Below are 16,928 nucleotides of genomic sequence, written 5' to 3' on the forward strand. Positions count from 1 at the left end.
CCCCGGTCCTCCCCCGCGCCACCGATGCCCGAAGACCCCTCGCGACGGCGATCCGCCCGCACACCGCCCTCCCAGAGGATCGAGAACGAGAGAACGCAGGTCTCGAACTCCGGGAGAACCCCTCATGACCAGGATCGCCTTCCACCTCGCCCCCGCCCTCATGCTCGCCTACGGTGTCGTCCGGCTGATCGACGGCCGGGACGGGCAGCACGGCCCGGGCCCCGCCTGGACGGTGGGACACCTGATCTTCCTCGGTTCCCTCCTGCTGTACGGCGGGGTGATCGCGGGCCTGCACGACCGCGTCCGGGCCGCGTCCGCCGGCACCGCACACCGGGTCGCGGCGGGCGTCACGGCCGCCGTCGCCGCCTTCGGCCTGGTGACGTTCGTCCGCGTCGCGATCGTCGACATCGTCGTCGGCCTGCAAGCCGCGAACCCCGCCGAGAAGAGGGCGCTCGCCGACCGGTACGCGGACGTCCCCGCCGTGCTCCCCCAGGCGGTCTACGAGATCGGCCCGGTGTTCTTCATGCTCGGGCTGCTGGCGCTGCTCGTCCAGTTCGCGGCCGTCACGCCGGGACGCAGGGCGGTGGCCGCCCTGAGCCCCGTCCTGGTCCTCCTCGGCTTCGTCACGATCACCCTCGACCTGGACCTGCTCCCGGCGGGCGCGGCCCTGATCTGGCTCGCCCTCGCCCTGGCCACCCGCGAGCCGAACCCGTCCTCCCCCGCACGCCACAGGACCCCCGCGACGGCCTAGTCCGACCGACCGCCTCGACCCGGGCGGCACGAAAGCGCAGAGCAACGAAGAAGGCCCCTCCGCGTTCGCGGAGGGGCCTCTCGTCTGTGGGCGAGGAGGGATTTGAACCCTCACGTCCTTTCGGACACACGGACCTGAACCGTGCGCGTCTGCCGTTCCGCCACCCGCCCGGGTGTCGTCGCCGACTTCCAGCGGCCACGAGCTTACACGCACCCCGGCACAGCTTCGTCCCACCGCTAGCCAGGCCCACCCCGGCCGGGGGACAGTAGAGACATGTCCCAGGCCCGCCGCCGGGCACCGAAACATGTCCCGGAACGTCACTCAAGGCATGAAATGTGTCCCAGAACACTCTGGAAATCGCACTCCGAGCCCCAGATCTTTCTCCGGGAGTCAGTGCCCCCTTGCCCCACGCCCCCGGGCCAAGGCCACAAGAAGCCACTCGACAAGGCGAAGGAACCCGGACCAAAACCCGACCGAGCGGACGTTCCAACAAGAAGTTCACCAAGAGAAGGTGACAGCGACCGCAACCTTCCCCACCCCACAGCGACCACCAGGGGGACGTGGGGACGGAGAGACCGCAACTTTCCCCACCCCACAGCGACCACCAGGGGGGCGTGGGGGCGGAGCCCCCACATCGGGGGTCTGGGGGTCGCCCCCCAGGCAGATACGACGAGAGCCACCATGGCCCACGCTTTCCGTGGGCATAGTGGCTCTGTGGATCGAGTGGGCGAGGAGGGATTTGAACCCTCACGTCCTTTCGGACACACGGACCTGAACCGTGCGCGTCTGCCGTTCCGCCACCCGCCCGGGTGCGGCTCCCGTTTCCGGGTGCTCGACGAGATTAGCACGGGTGAAGGGGTGGATAGGAACTCGGATACTTCAAGCGAACCTTCGCACCGATACGATCGTCTACCAGTGGGGAAGGGAGGTGCCCGTGGGCGTCATTCAGCGCTTCGAGCGACGGCTTGAGGGCATGGTCGAAGGAGCCTTCGCCAGGGCCTTCAAGTCGGAGCTCCAGCCGGTCGAGGTGGCCAGTGCTGTGCAGCGCGAGATGGACGACCGAGCCGCCATCGTGGCCCAGGGCCGCACGTTGGTACCGAACGACTTCGTCGTCGAGATCTCGCAGCAGGACGGGCAGCGGCTCCAGGTGTACGCCGACAGCCTGAGCCAGGAGCTGGCGAATCTGGCGCGCGAGTACGCGAAGGAACAGGGGTACTCCTTCGTCGGTCCGGTGCGGGTGCGGTTCGAGAACGCCGGCGACCTGGCGACGGGCATGTTCCGGATCCGTTCGGGGGTGATCCGGGGTTCGACCGTCGAGGGCGGGGAGATCCGCCGTCCGGCGAGCGACGTCCCGCCGGGCGGTCGCGGCGCGTTCGGGGGCCATCCCCGGCTGCTGGTGACCACGGCCCTCGAGGGCGCCGACGCCACCCAACGCACCTATGAGATCAACACTCCGGTGACGCTGCTGGGCCGCGGCACCGACTGTGACCTGCGTCTTGTCGACCCCGGCGTCTCCCGGCACCATGCCGAGATTCGCGTAGAAGGTCCCGAAATCGTTCTCGTGGATCTAGGGTCGACCAACGGCTCCTTCGTGAACGGGCAACAGATCCGGCGGGTGACGCTCGTCGACGGTTCCCGCGTCACGATGGGGCGGACAACCCTGGTCTTCCGCCGCGATAGGGAGTAACCCCGACTCCGATGTCCGAATTCACCCTCACGCTGATCAAGCTGGCGTTCCTCGCGGTGCTCTGGCTCTTCGTCATCGCGACCGTCGGCGTGATCCGGGCCGACCTGTTCGGGTCGAAGGCCGCGGCGCGGGCCGCCGAGCGCGCGTCCCAGCCGCGTCCTGCCAAGGCGTCCCGGCCGCCCAAGCCGCCGCGGGCCCCGCGCGCGAACAACGCTCCGACGAAACTGGTGGTGGTCCAGGGGGAACGGGCGGGCACCGTCATCGACCTGACCAGCGCCCCCGTCACCATCGGCCGCGCCAATGACGCCACGCTCGTCGTGACCGACGACTACGCTTCGAGCAGGCACGCCCGCATTTACGCGCAGGACGGTCAGTGGATCGTGGAAGATCTGGGCTCCACCAACGGCACCTATCTGGGTCGCACGAAGGTGACCCGGCCCATGCCGATCCCCCCGGGCGTGCCGGTCCGTATCGGCAAGACCGTGATCGAGCTGCGCAAATGACCCTGGGAATCCGCTACGCCGCCCGCTCCGACGTGGGAATGCTGCGCGAGGGCAACGAGGACTCGGCCTACGCGGGCTCCTACCTGCTCGCCGTCGCCGACGGGATGGGCGGCCACGTCGGCGGGGAGATCGCCAGTGCCGCGGCGATCGACGCGCTGCGCAAGCTGGACAAGAACCTGCCCGCCACCGAGCTGCTGGCGGCGCTGGAGAAGACGGTCAAGGCCGCCAACGAGAACCTGCACCGCATCGTCGAGTCCGATCCGGCCCTGCAGGGCATGGGGACCACGCTGACGGCGATGCTGTGGGCGGGCAACCAGGTCGCGCTGGTGCACATCGGGGACTCCCGGGCGTACCTGCTGCGCGACGGCAGCCTGTTCCAGATCACCCACGACCACACGCTGGTGCAGTCGCTGGTGGACGAGGGGCGGATCAGCCCGGACGAGGCGGCGTCGCACCCGCAGCGCAGCCTGCTGCTGCGCGCGCTGGACGGGCGCGGCGAGGTCGACCCGGACCTCTCGCTGCGCGAGGCCCGGGTCGGCGACCGCTACCTGCTGTGCTCCGACGGGCTGTCGGGCGTGGTCACCGCCGAGACGATCTTCCAGGTGCTCACCGAGGTGGCCGACCCGGAGAACGCGGTACGGCAGCTCATCGACCTGGCGAACCGGGGCGGCGGCCCCGACAACATCACCTGCGTGGTCGCCGACGTCGTCGACCTCGGCGGGCAGGCCCCGCAGGCGCAGGCGGGCCACGCGGTCGGCGCGGCGGCCAACACCACGCCCCCCGACCTCACCGGCGGCCCGGGCGGACCCGGCGCCTCCGACACCCCGGCCGGACGGGCGGCGCAGCTGCGCGACACGATGCCGCAGCCGCCGGTCGCGGTGGACGAGATGCCACCCCCCGCGCCCGCGCCGCTGCACGAGCCGATGGCCGCGCCCGGCGTCACCGTCCCCGACACGGCCCCCGGCCGTCGCCGCCGCACCGCGCGGAGCGGCGGGGCACGCCGGTGGGCGTGGCTGGCGGGCGCGCTCGGCGTGACCGTCGTGGGCCTCGGCGCGGTGGGCTTCGTGGCGCTGGAGAACATCCGTAGCGGCTACTACGTCGGCGAGGAGAACGGGAAGGTCGTGCTGTACCGGGGCACCACGCAGGAGATCCCCGTGATCAGCCTGTCCCGTAAGGCCGACGCGAAGCAGCAGCCGAACCCGTCGATCCCGGTGGCGGACCTGCCACCGGTCCAGCAGGCCGCGGTGAAGGCGAAGTACGAGGTCAAGGGCCCCCAGGCGGTCCAGGACCTGATGAACGTGGTCTGCCGGCACGCGATCACTGCTGAGGGCGACAAGGTCGTCGTCATCAAGGGCCGCGGCCAGAACCAGTGCAAGCCCGAGAAGGTCATGGACGGCCAGCTCACCCTGGGCGAGCTGCCGGAGAACGACCAGAAGGCGATCCGCGACGGCAAGCTCGCGCTCGTCGGCAGGCAGACCGCCGAACAGGAGCTGGCGAAGCTGAAGGCGCACCGGGACCAGTGCCGCGACAACCCCTCGACCCAGGGCTGCCCACAGCCGCGTGAGGGAGGAGGTCGTCCCCGATGAGCTCACTCGGCAACCAGATCAAGGCCCCCTTCCAGCGCCGCGGCGGCGCGTCCCTCGCGCTGCTGGTCTTCGCGATGGTGCTGACGCTGTCGGCGTTCGCCGAGGTCGGCCTGGCGCGTGACGGCCACCTGCCGATCGGCCTGCCGCTGTACGGTGGCGGCCTGGCGGTCCTGGCGGTCGCCGCCTACTTCGTGCAGGCGAAGTTCGCGCCGTACGCCGACCCGGTGCTGCTGCCGCTGGCGGTGGCGCTGAACGGCCTCGGCCTGGCGATGATCTACCGGCTCGACCTGGACCTGTCCCGGGACAAGCAGACGGCGCTGATGACCGGCAAGGCGGTCAAGGACGCCGCCGACGCGCCGAGCCAGCTGATGTGGACGTTCGTCGGCGTCGCGCTGTTCGTCGCCGCCGTCCTGATCATGCGGGACACCAACCGCTCGGACGCGCCGCTGTCGTTCAGTCCCAAGACCGCGCAGCGCTACACCTACCTCATCGGCCTCGGCGCGATCATCCTGCTGCTGCTGCCGATCGTCCCGGGCATCGGCCAGGAGATCAACGGCGCCAAGGTCTGGATCAACGTCGCCGGGTTCTCGGTGCAGCCGGGCGAGTTCGCCAAGCTGATGCTGGTCGCGTTCTTCGCCGGCTACCTGGTCAACAAGCGGCAGGCGCTGTCGCTGGTCGGCAAGAAGGTCGGCCCGATCAACCTGCCGCGCGCCCGCGACCTGGGACCGATCATCGTGATCTGGGTCCTGTGCCTGGGCGTGCTGTTCCTCCAGAAGGACCTGGGCACCGCGCTGCTGTTCTTCGGGCTGTTCGTGTCGATGCTGTACATCGCCACGCAGCGCACCTCGTGGGTGGTGATCGGTGTCGGGCTGCTGGCGGTGGGCGTGTTCATCGCGACGCTGCTGCCGTTCATGGGCCACGTGAACCAGCGCATCGACATCTGGCAGCACCCCGAGCAGTACTTCGACGGCGGCTGCACGGTCGCCGGCAAGGTCGTCCCGGTCAACCCCGAGACCGACATCTTCAAGCGGACCGACGACTTCCTGGAGCAGCGGGCCCAGCAGTACGAGGCGGCCGGGGAGAAGGCCAAGGCCCAGAACACCCGGCTGATCGCCCCCGGCTGGTACGCCTGCACCAACGAGCTGAAGGGCAAGTACGCCGACTCGGCGCAGCTCATGCACGGCATGTTCGCGCTCGGCCAGGGCGGGGTCCTCGGCACCGGCCTCGGCAAGGGCGAGCCGTGGAAGACGCCGCTGTCGTTCAGCGACTTCATCTTCGACTCGCTCGGCGAGGAGCTCGGGCTGACCGGCCTGATGGTGATCCTGCTGATGTACCTGCTGATCGTGCAGCGGGGCATGAAGACCGCCGTCGAGGCCCGCGACCCGTATCTGAAGATGTTCGCGGGAGGGGTGTCGTTCGTGCTGGCCCTCCAGGTCTTCGTGATCGTCGGCGGGGTCACCAAGCTCATCCCGCTGACGGGTCTGACCACACCGTTCCTGTCGCAGGGCGGCTCGTCCCTGATGGCCAACTGGATCCTCATCGCGATCCTGGTGCGGATGAGCCACGACGCCCGCAAGCCCGCGCCCCAGGCCATCCAGGACGAGGGCATGACCCAGATCGTGAGCATGAGGTGATCTCCGCCCGATGAACATGGACAAGCCGGTCAGGCGCGTCGCGATCTTCGGCGGGCTGCTGATGTTCGGACTGATGGCCCAGGTCAACTACGTCCAGGGCACCCAGGCCGAGTCGCTGCGCACCCATTCCAAGAACCCCCGGCAGTACGCGGGGGTGTTCAACTCGCCGCGCGGTGACATCATCGCGGGCGGCCAGGTGCTGGCCAAGTCGATCGCGACCGGCAAGAGCAATCCCAAGTTCGGCCGCACCTACCAGGACGGCGCGATCTTCTCGCCGGTCACCGGATTCTTCAACGGCAACGCCAGCAAGGTCGAGCGTGGCTACAACGGGCTGCTGTCGGGCACCGACAAGCGCATCACGCAGCAGCGCTGGTTCGACATGTTCATCGGCAAGAAGCCGCTGGGCGCGAACGTCGAGCTGGCGCTGAACACGGCCGCGCAGAAGGCGGCCTACCAGGCGCTCCAGGGGTCGGTCTCGCCGGGCCGGCGCGGCGGCGTCGTGGTGATGGACGTCAAGACCGGCGCGGTCGTGGTGATGGCGTCCTACCCGTCGTTCGACCCGAACGAGATCGCCCCGCAGAAGGGCACGGCGGGCATCAAGCGGTTCACCGAGCTCGACAACGCCAAGGGCGTCGTCAAGCCGCTGATCGACAACGCGATGAGCCAGACGTTCCCGCCGGGCTCGGCGTACAAGACCGTCGTCGCGGCGCTGGAGATGGAGACCAAGGGCCTGAACACCCGGAGCCTCGTGGAGACCGGTCCGCTGCGGCTCCCCGAGTCGAACCGCAACCTGCCCAACTCCCACGACACCGGCGCCTGCGCGGGCCAGGCGCCGCTGATCGAGGCGTTCGCCGAGTCCTGCAACACCACCTTCGGGCGGCTGGCGCTGGACATGGGCATGCCGAAGCTCGCCGAGGGCTCGGCCAAGTTCGGGTTCGGCAAGGACGTGTTCGTCGAGCCGCGGGTGCCGGCCGCCAAGAGCGACGTGCCGGTGCAGTTCTACAACATGACCACCAAGAAGATGGAGACGACCGGACAGGACGGCACCGCGCGGTCCGGTATCGGCCAGGAGAACGTGCGGGCCACGCCGCTCCAGATGGCGATGGTCGCCGCGGCCGTCGCCAACAACGGCAAGATCATGAAGCCGTATCTGGTGGAGCGGGTCCGCGCCAAGGACCAGAGCGTGCTGTACCAGGCCAACGCGGAGGAGTACGCGCAGCCGATCAAGTCGGGCACCGCCGACCAGCTCGCCGAGATGATGCGCGCGGTGGTCACCACCGGCACCGCCAAGAACCTGCAGGGCCAGAACATCGCCGGTAAGACCGGCACCGCCGAGCAGGACGAGACGGGCCGCTTCAACGCCCGCTGGTTCGTCGGGTTCTCCCCGATGCAGAACCCGCGGTACGCGTTCGCCGTGGTCACCGAGGGCCCCGGTTCGGCCGCCACGAACGCCGGCCCGATCGCGGGCCGGGTCATGAGCGCGGTGCTGAGGAAGTGAGTGCGGACCTCGTCCTGAACGCCCGTTACCGCCTGCTGGAACGGCTGGCGGCCGGTGGGATGGGCGAGGTCTGGCGTGCCCGCGACGAGGTGCTGGCCCGGGACGTGGCGGTGAAGCTGCTGCGCGCCGACCGGTCGGACGACGACCGTGACACCGTCGCGCGCGAGGCGCTCGGCCGGTTCCGGGCCGAGGCGCGGTTCGCGGCCGGGTTGCAGCACCCCGGGATCGCGCAGGTCTACGACTTCGGCGAGCAGGACGGCCGGGCCTACCTGGTGATGGAGCTGGTGCCGGGCGAGCCGCTGGCGGCGGTGCTGGCCCGCGAGGGCGCGCTGCCGGTGGACCGGGCGCTGGCGATCGTGGCGCGCACGGCGCGGGCGCTGGCCGCCGCGCACGCCGCCGGGATCGTGCACCGCGACGTCAAGCCCGCCAACCTGATGGTCGCCGCCGACGGCACCATCAAGATCACTGACTTCGGGATCGCGCGGGACCTGCGCGGCGCCTCGGTCACCCGGACCGGGATGGTCGTCGGGACCGCGCAGTACCTGTCGCCGGAGCAGGCGTCGGGACGGCCGGTGACCCCGGCGTCGGACCTGTACTCGCTGGGCGTGGTGGCCTACGAGTGCCTGGCGGGGCGGCCGCCGTTCGACGCCGACAGCGCGGTGGCGGTGGCGCTCAAGCACGTGCGCGAGGTTCCGCCCCCGCTGCCCGGCCGGGTGGCCGGACCGGTGCGGGACCTGGTGGCGGAACTGCTGGCCAAGACGCCGGGGGAGCGGCCCGCGAGCGCCGAGGAGGTCGCCCGCCGGGCCGCGGAGCTGTCCGGCGCGCGGGCGGCGGGGGTGACGGGCGGCACACCGCGGGCTTTGCCGGGATTTGACGGCGCGGTGGCTCCGGATACCCTCGGCTACGGAGACGCGAGCGGGGAACGGCGGAGGGCCGGGCAACGACGCACGGCGCTGTTGGCCACCTCGATCGTCGCCGGGCTGCTGCTGGCCGGTACCGTGTCAGCCGTCTCGTTGTGGTGGCGCGGGAGCTCGGCCGAGCTCACCCGTGACGAACGGGACCACGTCCCGGCCGTGGAGTCGGGCGTGGGCGGCGGGAGCACCGTGCGCCCCGGTCTGACCGGCGGGCGCGGCACGTCCCCGGCGCCACCCGCGGTGATCTCCCGTTCCTCCGGAACGACACGTCCGTCCACGACCGCCGGTCCCGGCGAGTCCCCCCCAGCGAAGCCGTCCAGCGAACCGACCGGGGTCAGGCCCAGCGCCCCGCAACCGCCGAAACCCACCCCGACGGGGAGCACCACGACTCCGTCAACTCCGAGCCCGGTTCCCTCGCCGACCCCGAGCGGGGAGCTAGGTTCGGAGGACAAGGTGTAGAGGTACAAGGGAAAGTGCACACATGAGTCAACCTCGGCTGCTCGGCGGCCGCTACGAGCTCGAAACCGTCATCGGGCGCGGTGGCATGGCCGAGGTCTACCGTGCCCGTGACCTGCGCCTCGATCGAGTGGTCGCGATCAAGACGCTCCGCAGCGACCTGGCCCGCGACCCGATCTTCCAGGCCCGGTTCCGCCGCGAGGCCCAGTCGGCCGCGTCGCTGAACCACCCCTCGGTCATCGCCGTGTACGACACCGGCGAGGACACCATCGGCGACACCCAGATCCCGTACATCGTGATGGAGTACGTGGACGGCAGCACGCTGCGCGACCTGCTGCGGGAGAACCGCGCGCTGCTGCCGGAGAAGGCCCTGGAGATCACCGACGGGATCCTGCGGGCCCTGGACTACAGCCACCGCGGCGGCATCGTGCACCGCGACATCAAGCCCGCCAACGTGATGCTGACCCGTGCGCACGAGGTCAAGGTCATGGACTTCGGCATCGCGCGGGCCATGCACGACGCCGCGTCCACGATGACGCAGACCGCCCAGGTGATCGGCACCGCCCAGTACCTGTCGCCCGAGCAGGCCCGCGGCGAACGCGTCGACACCCGCAGCGACATCTACTCCACCGGCTGCGTCCTGTACGAGCTGCTGACGGGGCAGCCGCCGTTCACCGGCGACTCGCCGGTGGCGATCGCCTACCAGCACGTCCGGGAGGAGCCCGTTCCGCCGTCGCAGGTGGACCCGGACATCCCGCAGTGGGCCGACGCGATCGTGCTGAAGGCGATGGCGAAGGACGCGGACCACCGGTACCAGACGGCCAACGATTTCCGGCAGGACATCCAGCGGGTGGTCCAGGGCCAGCAGGTCCACTCCACGGCCGCCTCGACGATGCTGATGGGGTCGCAGCCGCAGGGCACCCAGGTGATGGGCCAGGTGCCGGGGATGCATCCGACGCAGATGCAGCGCCCGGTCGGCGGGCAGACCGGCTACGACCTGCCTCCCGTCCACTACGACGAGAGCCGTGCCGACCGCGAGGGCGCCGGCAAGAAGGTCGCCCTGTGGGTGGCGCTGGCGGTGCTGTTCATCGGCGGCGCGGGCTTCCTGGGCCTGAAGCTGGCCGGCGGGGGCGGCGAGGAGCAGCCGAAGGTCCCGGTCCCGGCCTCGCTGGTCAAGATGTCGCTCCAGCAGGCCACCGCCGAGATCCAGAAGGCGGGCCTGGTGCTGGGCGACACCAAGGAGGACTACAGCACGGAGTTCCGCAGGAACACCGTGATGGCCTCCGACCCCTCGCCGGGCACCCCGGTCGACAAGGGCAGCAAGGTGAACCTGACGATCTCCAAGGGCCCGAAGCCGCCGGAGCAGGTCGAGGTCCCCGACGTGGTCGGCAAGACCCTCGCCGAGGCCCAGGACGATCTGTCGGACAAGGGCTTCCGGGTGAGCGTCAAGCGGATCACCGACGAGTCCGTCGAGAAGGGCAAGGTCATCCGGACCGACCCGATGGGCGGCAACAAGGAGCCCAAGAACACGGTGGTCACCGTGTACGTGTCGGTGGGCTCCAACCAGGTGAAGGTCCCCAACCTGTTCAACAGCAGCCAGCGCGCCGCCTGCAACACCCTGGCCTCGCTGGGGCTGAGGTGCAAGCCGACGCTGGCTCCCCCGCCGCCGGACAAGCAGCTCCCGCCGGGCCAGGTGTACGACCAGCAGCCGGGCGCGGACGCGACGCTGGCGCGCGGCGAGGTCGTGACGATCTTCGTGGTGCCCAAGCAGACGACCCCGCCGACCGACCCCAACTCCCCGCCCCCGAACCAGAACACCCCGCCGGACGGCCAGGACGGCTGACCGTCCCGCTGCGAGCGTGCGAAGGGCCCGGCCCCGTTCGGCGAACGGGGCCGGGCCCTCCGGCGTTTCCGGGGCCGTCAGGGGCCCGGGACGTGAAGGAGGGCTTCCGCCACTCGGGGGCAATGGCGGAAGCCCTCGTCTGGTCTTCGGAACGCGGGGATCGGGCGTTACGGACTTCTCCCGAATTTTTCCGAGAAACCGGGGTCAGACGGTGGAACCGCAGGTCGTGAGCCAGTTCCGGAGCAGGTCGTGGCCGCCGACGGACAGCACGGACTCGGGATGGAACTGGACGCCCTCGATGCGCCGTTCCCGGTGCCGCAGCCCCATGATCACGCCGTCCTCGGTGCGGGCGGTGACCGCCAGGACGTCCGGAACGGTCGCGGGGTCGACGGCCAGGGAGTGGTAGCGGGTCGCCGGGAACCCGTCGGGCAGGCCCGCGAACACGCCGCGCCCGTCGTGGTGGATCAGGCTCGTGTAGCCGTGCACGACGTCGGGGGCGTGGCCGACGGTCGCGCCGAACACGTGGGCGATGGCCTGGTGGCCCAGGCAGACGCCGAGCAGCGGCAGGTCCCGTTCGGCCGCGTGCCGGACCAGGTCCAGGGAGATCCCGGCGTCGGCGGGGTGCCCCGGCCCGGGGCTGACCAGGACGCCGTCCACGTCCCCCGCGTCGGCGAGCGTCACGTCCGAGCGGTCGGCGACCGCGCAGTCCACGCCCAGCTCCCGCAGGTACTGGACGATGTTGAAGACGAAGCTGTCGTGGTTGTCCACCACCAGAACACGCACGTTCCCATTGTCGCCGAGGGAACGGGGCCCGCGGTCAGCCCTTCGGGGCCGGGGTCGTGCCGTCCACCACGCCGTGGTCGAACTGGACCTTCGGCTCCAGCCAGGGGAAGACCAGATACCACAGCACGATGCCGACGGCGAGGACCAGGACGAGCGCGAGCGCGGCCCTGACGGGGCGGCTGCCGGGCAGGTTGCGCCAGATCCAGGCGTACACGGGGCCTCCTACTTTCCCGCCGCGGCGGGGGCGACGCGGGGCTTCTCGTCGACCAGCTCGCCGAAGACGATGAGGCGCTGGGCGGCGGAGTACTTGGGGTGGCAGGTGGTGAGCGTGATCAGCCGCTGGGTGGGCTTGCGGCCGGGGTGCAGGGGGACGGGGGCGGTGACCTCCACCGCCGTCGGCTGGACGATCTTCCGGCCGGTGACCTCGTACACGTACTGCGTGTCGCGGGTGTCGATGAGGATCTGGTCGCCCTCGCCGAGCTCGCCGACGCGGTTGAACGGGGCCGAGTAGGTGGTGCGGTGGCCGGAGACCACGAAGTTGCCGACCTCGCCGGGCAGCGCGCTGCCGGGGTAGTGGCCGGGGCCCTTGCGCAGGTCCGACAGCTCCACGCCCTCGATGACCACGAACCGGTACTTCGGCCCGAACTTCGGGATGCGGATCATCGCGAGCCCGCTGCCGATCCGCACCCTCTCGGTGGTGACGTCCCGCGGGCGGGGGGCCTGCCAGGACCGCATCAGCTCCTGGTCGAGCCTCTGCTGCTGCTCCTGGGTGTAGCGGCCGGTCCCCCAGAGCTCGTAGGTCACGAACAGCAGCAGGACCAGGCCCGCGGTGATGCACAGCTCGCCCAGCCCGCGGATGAGCATCCGCACCGCGCGTACCCCCTCACGTGTCGCGGCGCCGCGTTCAGTTCCCGCCGTCCCCGGGGGTGTCGTCCGGCACCGTCGCGTGGTTCACGGTCACGTTTCCGGTGTAGGCGGGCAGCGTCACCCCGTCCAGGGTGCGCTCCGCGTAACCGAGCCCGTATTCACGTACGTACTTCTTGTAGAGCGCGATCTGCGGAGAGGCGTCCAGCGCGGCCCGCAGCCGCCGCGGGTCCCCCACGGCGGTGATCCGGAACGGCGGCGAGTAGACGACCCCCTGCAGGATCAGCGTATTGCCCACGCACCGGACGGCGCTGGTGGAGATCACGCGTTGGTCCATTATTTGCATTCCGGTGGCGCCGCCCGCCCACAGGGCGTTCACGACCGCCTGCACGTCGGCCTGGTGGACGACCAGGTCGTCGGGGACCGGCCCGCCGCGCGCGGAGCCGCCCGGACGCTGCGGGGCGTCGTCCAGGGCGACGCGGACACCGGGGCCGCGCAGCGGTGCGAACCCGGCGCGGGCGGCCAGCCGGTCGGCGCCGGCCTGGGCCTGCCGGACGCGGAAGTCGCGCTCTCCGGCCTGCCGGGAGATACGGTCGACCTCGTCGCGGAGCCGCTGGTACTCGTCGCGGTCGCGGGCGGCGCGCCGCTGCTCGGCGGCGATCAGCTCGGTGAGGCGGGTGCGCCCGTCCTCGCGCAGGTCGGTACCGCGGGCCGTGCTCGCGCTCGCCGCGAACAGGGTTCCCGAGACAAGCGTGAGGGCTGGAATGATGCTTCCCCACGCGCGACGCCGTACGCTGCTCACCAGCGACTACGCTAACCGACAAAACGACCATGCGCGGACCGGCGCTCCGGCCGCCAGCCGCCCGAGGAGATCGATCCCACCGTGGCCAAGTCCAAAGTGCGCAAGAAGGCCGTCTACACGCCGCCGCAGAAGTCCAAGGCCCCCGAGGTCAGCCCGCGATGGCTGGCTCCCACGATGATCGCCCTCTGGCTGATCGGACTGGCCTGGATCGCGACGTTCTACGTGACCGCCAGCACCGGCACGAAGGTGCCGGTCATGTCCGACCTGCAGAACTGGAACCTGGGCATCGGGTTCACCGCGATCATCCTCGGGGTGATCCTGTCGACCCGCTGGCGGTAGGGGAAACGGTTTTCTTACCCCGCCTCCGGGGCGGCGAATCCACGAAAGTTATCCACACTCTGGGGATTCACCGCCTCGCCTTTCCCCAGGTTTTCCACAGGTTTGCGTTTCGGGTGAAGAAGACGGCGCCGCCGTGTTCCGGACTTTTCCGGAACACGGCGGCGCCGCGCGTTCCCGGTCAGCCGAGCAGCGGCTGGAGCTGGGCCGTCTTCACCAGGACCGCGGCGACCAGCGCCATCAGCACCACCGCCGTGGCGGCGACGTGCAGGGCCTGCTGGCGCGGCCCGCGCGGGACGTAGGCGTACGCCGCCGCCAGCACCCCGCCGGTGAGCAGGCCGCCGACATGGCCCTCCCAGGAGATCCCCGGCACCGCGAACGTGATCACCAGGTTGAGGCCCAGCAGGAACACGATCGGTCCCATCGGCGCGCCCGTCTTCCGGCTGAACACGAAGAACGCCGCGAACAACCCGAAGATCGCCCCGGACGCCCCGACCGCCGCGGAGGTCGGGGCCAGCACGTACAGCAGCACCGACCCGCCGAGCCCCGCCAGCAGGTACAGCGCCAGGAACCGCCACCGGCCCAGCGCCTGTTCCAGGGCCGGGCCGATCGCCCACAGCGCCCACATGTTGAACAGGATGTGGGTCAGCCCGAACGATCCGCCGGCCGGCCGCTGGTGCAGGAACATCGAGGTGAACAGCCGGTACCACTCGCCTCCGGCCACCCCGGCCAGCTCCCCGCCGGGCAGGTATCCGGCGCCGACCATCATGTAGTCGAGCACCACCCGCGGCGAGGCCAGCTCGGCGAGGTAGACCAGCACGCACGCGGCGATCAGCACGTAGGTGACCGTGGGGCGCGCCGCCGCGACCGTCCGCGCGCCGCCGACCGTTCGCGGTTGGCGAACGCCGCGGTTGCCCTCGGCGACGCACTCCACGCACTGGAACCCGACCGACGCGTCCCGCATGCAGTCGGGGCAGATGTACCGGTCGCAGCGGGTACAGCGGACATGGGTCTCGCGCCCCGGGTGCCGGTAACACGTCGGCGGGGCGGTCTCGGGCGCGTTGTCCGTGCTCATCAGTCGGCTCCGTGGGCGCGGGGGCTGCGGGGTCTCACCCTGGGTAACGACTAACGCCGCTCGATCGTCACCGACTCGATGACGACGTCCTGGCGCGGACGGTCGTTCGCGCCGGTCTGGACGCCGGCGATGGCGTCCACCACGTCGGTGCCCTCGATGACCTTGCCGAAGATGGTGTGCCGGCCGGTCAGGTGGCGGGTGTTGGCCACGTTGGTGGTGATGAAGAACTGCGAGCCGTTGGTGCCGGGCCCGGCGTTGGCCATCGCCAGCAGGTACGGCCGGTCGAACTTCAGCTCGGGGTGGAACTCGTCCTGGAACTGGTAGCCCGGGCCGCCGTAGCCCTGCCCGAGCGGGTCCCCGCCCTGGATCATGAAGTCCGGGATGATGCGGTGGAAGATGGTGCCGTTGTAGAGCGGCTTCTTCGACACCTCGCCGGTCTCGGGGTGCTTCCACTCACGGGTGCCCTCGGCCAGCTCCACGAAGTTGGCCACGGTGATCGGGGCCTTGTCGGCGTAGAGCTGAGCGACGATCTTGCCCTTGTTGGTGTTCAGCGTCGCAAAGATTTCGTTGGCCACGGCTGGCCGCCTCCTCGTCGGAAGTCATGTACATGCTGCGTACGGACCATGATGGCCCGCCGCACCCCCACCCCGCCTACCCAGCGTCACCATGTGATCACCAGCACAGGGTTTGTCCCCCGCTCGTTGGGAAGGCTGACGGACAGGACCTCGCAAACAGGGAGGTTAGCGTGTCCCTAACGATGAACATCCGTCGCAACCGTCAGGCCGCGATGGCCCGGTCCCGTCTGGAGCGCGCCCAGGAGGCGTACCTGCAGGCGATGACCGCGTGCCGGGGCGGGGTCGGTGCCGCGTCGGAGCGCATCACCCCCGCCGCCGAACGCACCCGCGACATGGCGGCCGAACGTCTGCTGCTCGCGCGTGGCTGGAGCGCGCCTCGGTTGGAGACCGCCGCGCACTACGTGGAGGCCGACCTCGCGCCGCGTGTGAGCTCGTTCCTGGCCGACATGGCGCACCGGGTCGAGCCCGAGCAGCCCCAGCGGAGCCGCAAGGCGATCGTGGGCATGGCGGTCGCCGTGGCGGCGATCGGCGTGGCGGGCGTGATGGCGACCCGGCGCAACAACGCGTTGAGCTGGACCGAGATGGAGTCCGAGGTCGAGCGGAAGGCCCGCGAGGCGGCGGACACCACCGGGTCCGACGACAAGGTGCGCTCGACGTGACCGCAGGCGTGGTGAACCGAGGGCCCGGTCCCGATGACCGGGCCCTCGGCCCGTGCCGGGGCCCCGTCCGGCGGCGGTGCCCCGGCCGGTAAGGGGGACCGGACGGACCGCGGGCTACCAACCGGTACGGTGGGCGCCATGTCGCCGAACGTCCGTTCCCTCCGGCACCTGATCAAGGACCGGTTCCACCGGGGCATGCACCTGGCCGTCCACCGGGGCTGGGAGTGGGTCCAGCGTCATGGCGAGATCACCCCGCACACCCCCGGCCGCCGCCGGTTCGCCTATCTGGGCGAGGGCGCGTGCATCGGCTTCCCGGTCGGCTCCCTGTACGGCGAGCCGTGGATCTCGATCGGCGACCACACCCTGGTGGGCACGCACGTCACGATCTCCGCGGGCTTCGTGCCCGGCCTGGACCTCGGCCCGGACGTCATCGTGCGGATCGGCCGGGGCTGCTCGCTGGGCCGCGGCACGCACATCGTCGGCCACCAGTCCATCGAGATCGGCGACGACGTCTTCACCGGCCCCAACGTCTACATCACCGACCAGAACCACACCTACGGCGACCCGGACACGCCCATCGGCCGCCAGTGGCCGGAGAACAACCCGGTGGTCATCGGCGACGGCTGCTGGATCGGCACCGGAGCGATCATCCTTCCCGGCACGCGGCTGGGCCGGAACGTGGCGGTCGCGGGCGGCGCGGTGGTCCGGGGCGAGTTCCCCGACCACTCGGTGATCGGCGGCGTCCCCGCGAAGGTCCTGCGCAGCTACGACGGGGACGCCGGATGGGACCCGCCGCTGCGCAACCAGTCGGTCATCTCCCTGGAGGAGCTGGCGGCCCTGTCGATGGACGGCATGGAGGGGCTCCAGATCCTCCAGGACCGGCTGCGCGAGGAGGACCGGCGCCGGGTGAGGGACCGCGCCCGCGAGGAGGAGACCCTGCGGGAGGAGGCGGGCTGAGCCCC

At 70.8% G+C, this 16,928-nt stretch carries 17 protein-coding genes and 2 tRNA genes; 11 read left to right on the plus strand and 8 right to left on the minus strand.

Annotated features, from left to right (window positions below; translation table 11 throughout):
• Positions 1–124 precede the first annotated feature (124 nt).
• Positions 125–751 carry a hypothetical protein gene (locus tag HNR61_RS10060; RefSeq protein WP_182842840.1) on the plus strand — a complete coding sequence of 209 codons (627 nt, stop codon included), beginning with the start codon at positions 125–127 and terminating at the stop codon, positions 749–751.
• An 87-nt stretch (positions 752–838) separates the two neighbouring features.
• Here the strand turns inward: HNR61_RS10060 and HNR61_RS10065 are convergent.
• Positions 839–921: transfer RNA gene (locus HNR61_RS10065), tRNA-Leu, on the minus strand.
• 554 nt (positions 922–1,475) lie between these two features.
• Positions 1,476–1,558: transfer RNA gene (locus HNR61_RS10070), tRNA-Leu, on the minus strand.
• A 127-nt stretch (positions 1,559–1,685) separates the two neighbouring features.
• On the opposite strand from HNR61_RS10070, the gene HNR61_RS10075 reads away from it, so the two are divergent.
• Genes HNR61_RS10075 through pknB form a run of 7 tightly spaced genes read left to right on the plus strand, consistent with a single transcriptional unit; the run spans position 1,686 to position 10,872 of the window.
• On the plus strand, positions 1,686–2,438 hold the full coding sequence (locus HNR61_RS10075; RefSeq protein WP_067832699.1) for an FHA domain-containing protein: 753 nt from the start codon (positions 1,686–1,688) through the stop codon (positions 2,436–2,438).
• Between the two features lie 11 nt (positions 2,439–2,449).
• Entirely contained in the window at positions 2,450–2,941 is a 492-nt protein-coding gene (locus HNR61_RS10080) for an FHA domain-containing protein FhaB/FipA (protein WP_182842841.1), read from the plus strand.
• On the plus strand, positions 2,938–4,527 hold the full coding sequence (locus HNR61_RS10085; protein WP_182842842.1) for a Stp1/IreP family PP2C-type Ser/Thr phosphatase: 1,590 nt from the start codon (positions 2,938–2,940) through the stop codon (positions 4,525–4,527). Before HNR61_RS10080 ends, HNR61_RS10085 begins: the two co-directional genes overlap by 4 nt.
• Positions 4,524–6,161: an FtsW/RodA/SpoVE family cell cycle protein gene (locus HNR61_RS10090; RefSeq protein WP_182842843.1), complete on the plus strand. Its 1,638-nt coding sequence runs from the start codon at positions 4,524–4,526 to the stop codon at positions 6,159–6,161. Before HNR61_RS10085 ends, HNR61_RS10090 begins: the two co-directional genes overlap by 4 nt.
• A gap of 10 nt (positions 6,162–6,171) precedes the next feature.
• Positions 6,172–7,659 (plus strand): penicillin-binding transpeptidase domain-containing protein, encoded by a 1,488-nt coding sequence (locus HNR61_RS10095; RefSeq protein WP_182842844.1) that lies wholly within the window; start codon positions 6,172–6,174, stop codon positions 7,657–7,659.
• A complete protein-coding gene (locus HNR61_RS10100) occupies positions 7,656–9,032 on the plus strand; it encodes a serine/threonine-protein kinase (RefSeq protein WP_182842845.1) in 1,377 nt (458 codons plus the stop codon). Before HNR61_RS10095 ends, HNR61_RS10100 begins: the two co-directional genes overlap by 4 nt.
• Before the next feature lie 22 nt (positions 9,033–9,054).
• The gene (gene pknB, locus HNR61_RS10105; RefSeq protein ID WP_182842846.1) at positions 9,055–10,872 is read left to right on the plus strand and encodes a Stk1 family PASTA domain-containing Ser/Thr kinase; all 1,818 of its coding nucleotides are present in this window, start codon (positions 9,055–9,057) and stop codon (positions 10,870–10,872) included.
• A 204-nt stretch (positions 10,873–11,076) separates the two neighbouring features.
• On the opposite strand, the gene HNR61_RS10110 is transcribed toward pknB, so the two are convergent.
• From HNR61_RS10110 to HNR61_RS49865, 4 genes are read right to left on the minus strand one after another with little or no spacing between them, the layout of a single operon-like run.
• Positions 11,077–11,655 (minus strand): anthranilate synthase component II, encoded by a 579-nt coding sequence (locus HNR61_RS10110; protein ID WP_182842847.1) that lies wholly within the window; start codon positions 11,653–11,655, stop codon positions 11,077–11,079.
• Between the two features lie 34 nt (positions 11,656–11,689).
• Positions 11,690–11,869, minus strand: coding sequence for a hypothetical protein (locus HNR61_RS10115; protein ID WP_182842848.1), 180 nt, complete (start codon positions 11,867–11,869; stop codon positions 11,690–11,692).
• Between the two features lie 8 nt (positions 11,870–11,877).
• The gene (locus HNR61_RS10120; RefSeq protein WP_182843202.1) at positions 11,878–12,519 is read right to left on the minus strand and encodes a class E sortase; all 642 of its coding nucleotides are present in this window, start codon (positions 12,517–12,519) and stop codon (positions 11,878–11,880) included.
• 40 nt (positions 12,520–12,559) lie between these two features.
• The gene (locus HNR61_RS49865; protein ID WP_182842849.1) at positions 12,560–13,321 is read right to left on the minus strand and encodes a DUF881 domain-containing protein; all 762 of its coding nucleotides are present in this window, start codon (positions 13,319–13,321) and stop codon (positions 12,560–12,562) included.
• 81 nt (positions 13,322–13,402) lie between these two features.
• On the opposite strand from HNR61_RS49865, the gene HNR61_RS10130 reads away from it, so the two are divergent.
• Positions 13,403–13,660 (plus strand): cell division protein CrgA, encoded by a 258-nt coding sequence (locus HNR61_RS10130; protein ID WP_067816630.1) that lies wholly within the window; start codon positions 13,403–13,405, stop codon positions 13,658–13,660.
• A gap of 178 nt (positions 13,661–13,838) precedes the next feature.
• Here the strand turns inward: HNR61_RS10130 and HNR61_RS10135 are convergent, their stop codons facing one another.
• Entirely contained in the window at positions 13,839–14,732 is an 894-nt protein-coding gene (locus tag HNR61_RS10135; protein WP_182842850.1) for a rhomboid family intramembrane serine protease, read from the minus strand.
• 50 nt (positions 14,733–14,782) lie between these two features.
• Entirely contained in the window at positions 14,783–15,307 is a 525-nt protein-coding gene (locus tag HNR61_RS10140; RefSeq protein WP_182842851.1) for a peptidylprolyl isomerase, read from the minus strand.
• Between the two features lie 182 nt (positions 15,308–15,489).
• On the opposite strand from HNR61_RS10140, the gene HNR61_RS10145 reads away from it, so the two are divergent.
• Together HNR61_RS10145 and HNR61_RS10150 are read left to right on the plus strand one after the other, a co-directional pair.
• The gene (locus HNR61_RS10145) at positions 15,490–15,966 is read left to right on the plus strand and encodes a hypothetical protein (protein WP_182842852.1); all 477 of its coding nucleotides are present in this window, start codon (positions 15,490–15,492) and stop codon (positions 15,964–15,966) included.
• Positions 15,967–16,104: 138 nt separating this feature from the next.
• On the plus strand, positions 16,105–16,923 hold the full coding sequence (locus HNR61_RS10150) for an acyltransferase (RefSeq protein ID WP_246442400.1): 819 nt from the start codon (positions 16,105–16,107) through the stop codon (positions 16,921–16,923).
• Positions 16,924–16,928 lie beyond the last annotated feature (5 nt).

The sequence above is a fragment of the Actinomadura kijaniata genome, from assembly GCF_014138665.1.
Lineage (GTDB): Bacteria > Actinomycetota > Actinomycetes > Streptosporangiales > Streptosporangiaceae > Spirillospora > Spirillospora kijaniata.

Bases quoted from the DNA above. Each gene is read 5' to 3' on its own strand.
- HNR61_RS10060 (WP_182842840.1), top strand. From the start codon at position 125: ATGACCAGGATCGCCTTCCACCTCGCCCCCGCCCTCATGCTCGCCTAC.
- HNR61_RS10080 (WP_182842841.1), top strand. From the start codon at position 2,450: ATGTCCGAATTCACCCTCACGCTGATCAAGCTGGCGTTCCTCGCGGTG.
- HNR61_RS10085 (WP_182842842.1), top strand. From the start codon at position 2,938: ATGACCCTGGGAATCCGCTACGCCGCCCGCTCCGACGTGGGAATGCTG.
- HNR61_RS10090 (WP_182842843.1), top strand. From the start codon at position 4,524: ATGAGCTCACTCGGCAACCAGATCAAGGCCCCCTTCCAGCGCCGCGGC.
- HNR61_RS10095 (WP_182842844.1), top strand. From the start codon at position 6,172: ATGAACATGGACAAGCCGGTCAGGCGCGTCGCGATCTTCGGCGGGCTG.
- pknB (WP_182842846.1), top strand. From the start codon at position 9,055: ATGAGTCAACCTCGGCTGCTCGGCGGCCGCTACGAGCTCGAAACCGTC.
- HNR61_RS10120 (WP_182843202.1), bottom strand. From the start codon at position 12,519: ATGCTCATCCGCGGGCTGGGCGAGCTGTGCATCACCGCGGGCCTGGTC.
- HNR61_RS10135 (WP_182842850.1), bottom strand. From the start codon at position 14,732: ATGAGCACGGACAACGCGCCCGAGACCGCCCCGCCGACGTGTTACCGG.
- HNR61_RS10145 (WP_182842852.1), top strand. From the start codon at position 15,490: ATGAACATCCGTCGCAACCGTCAGGCCGCGATGGCCCGGTCCCGTCTG.
- HNR61_RS10150 (WP_246442400.1), top strand. From the start codon at position 16,105: ATGTCGCCGAACGTCCGTTCCCTCCGGCACCTGATCAAGGACCGGTTC.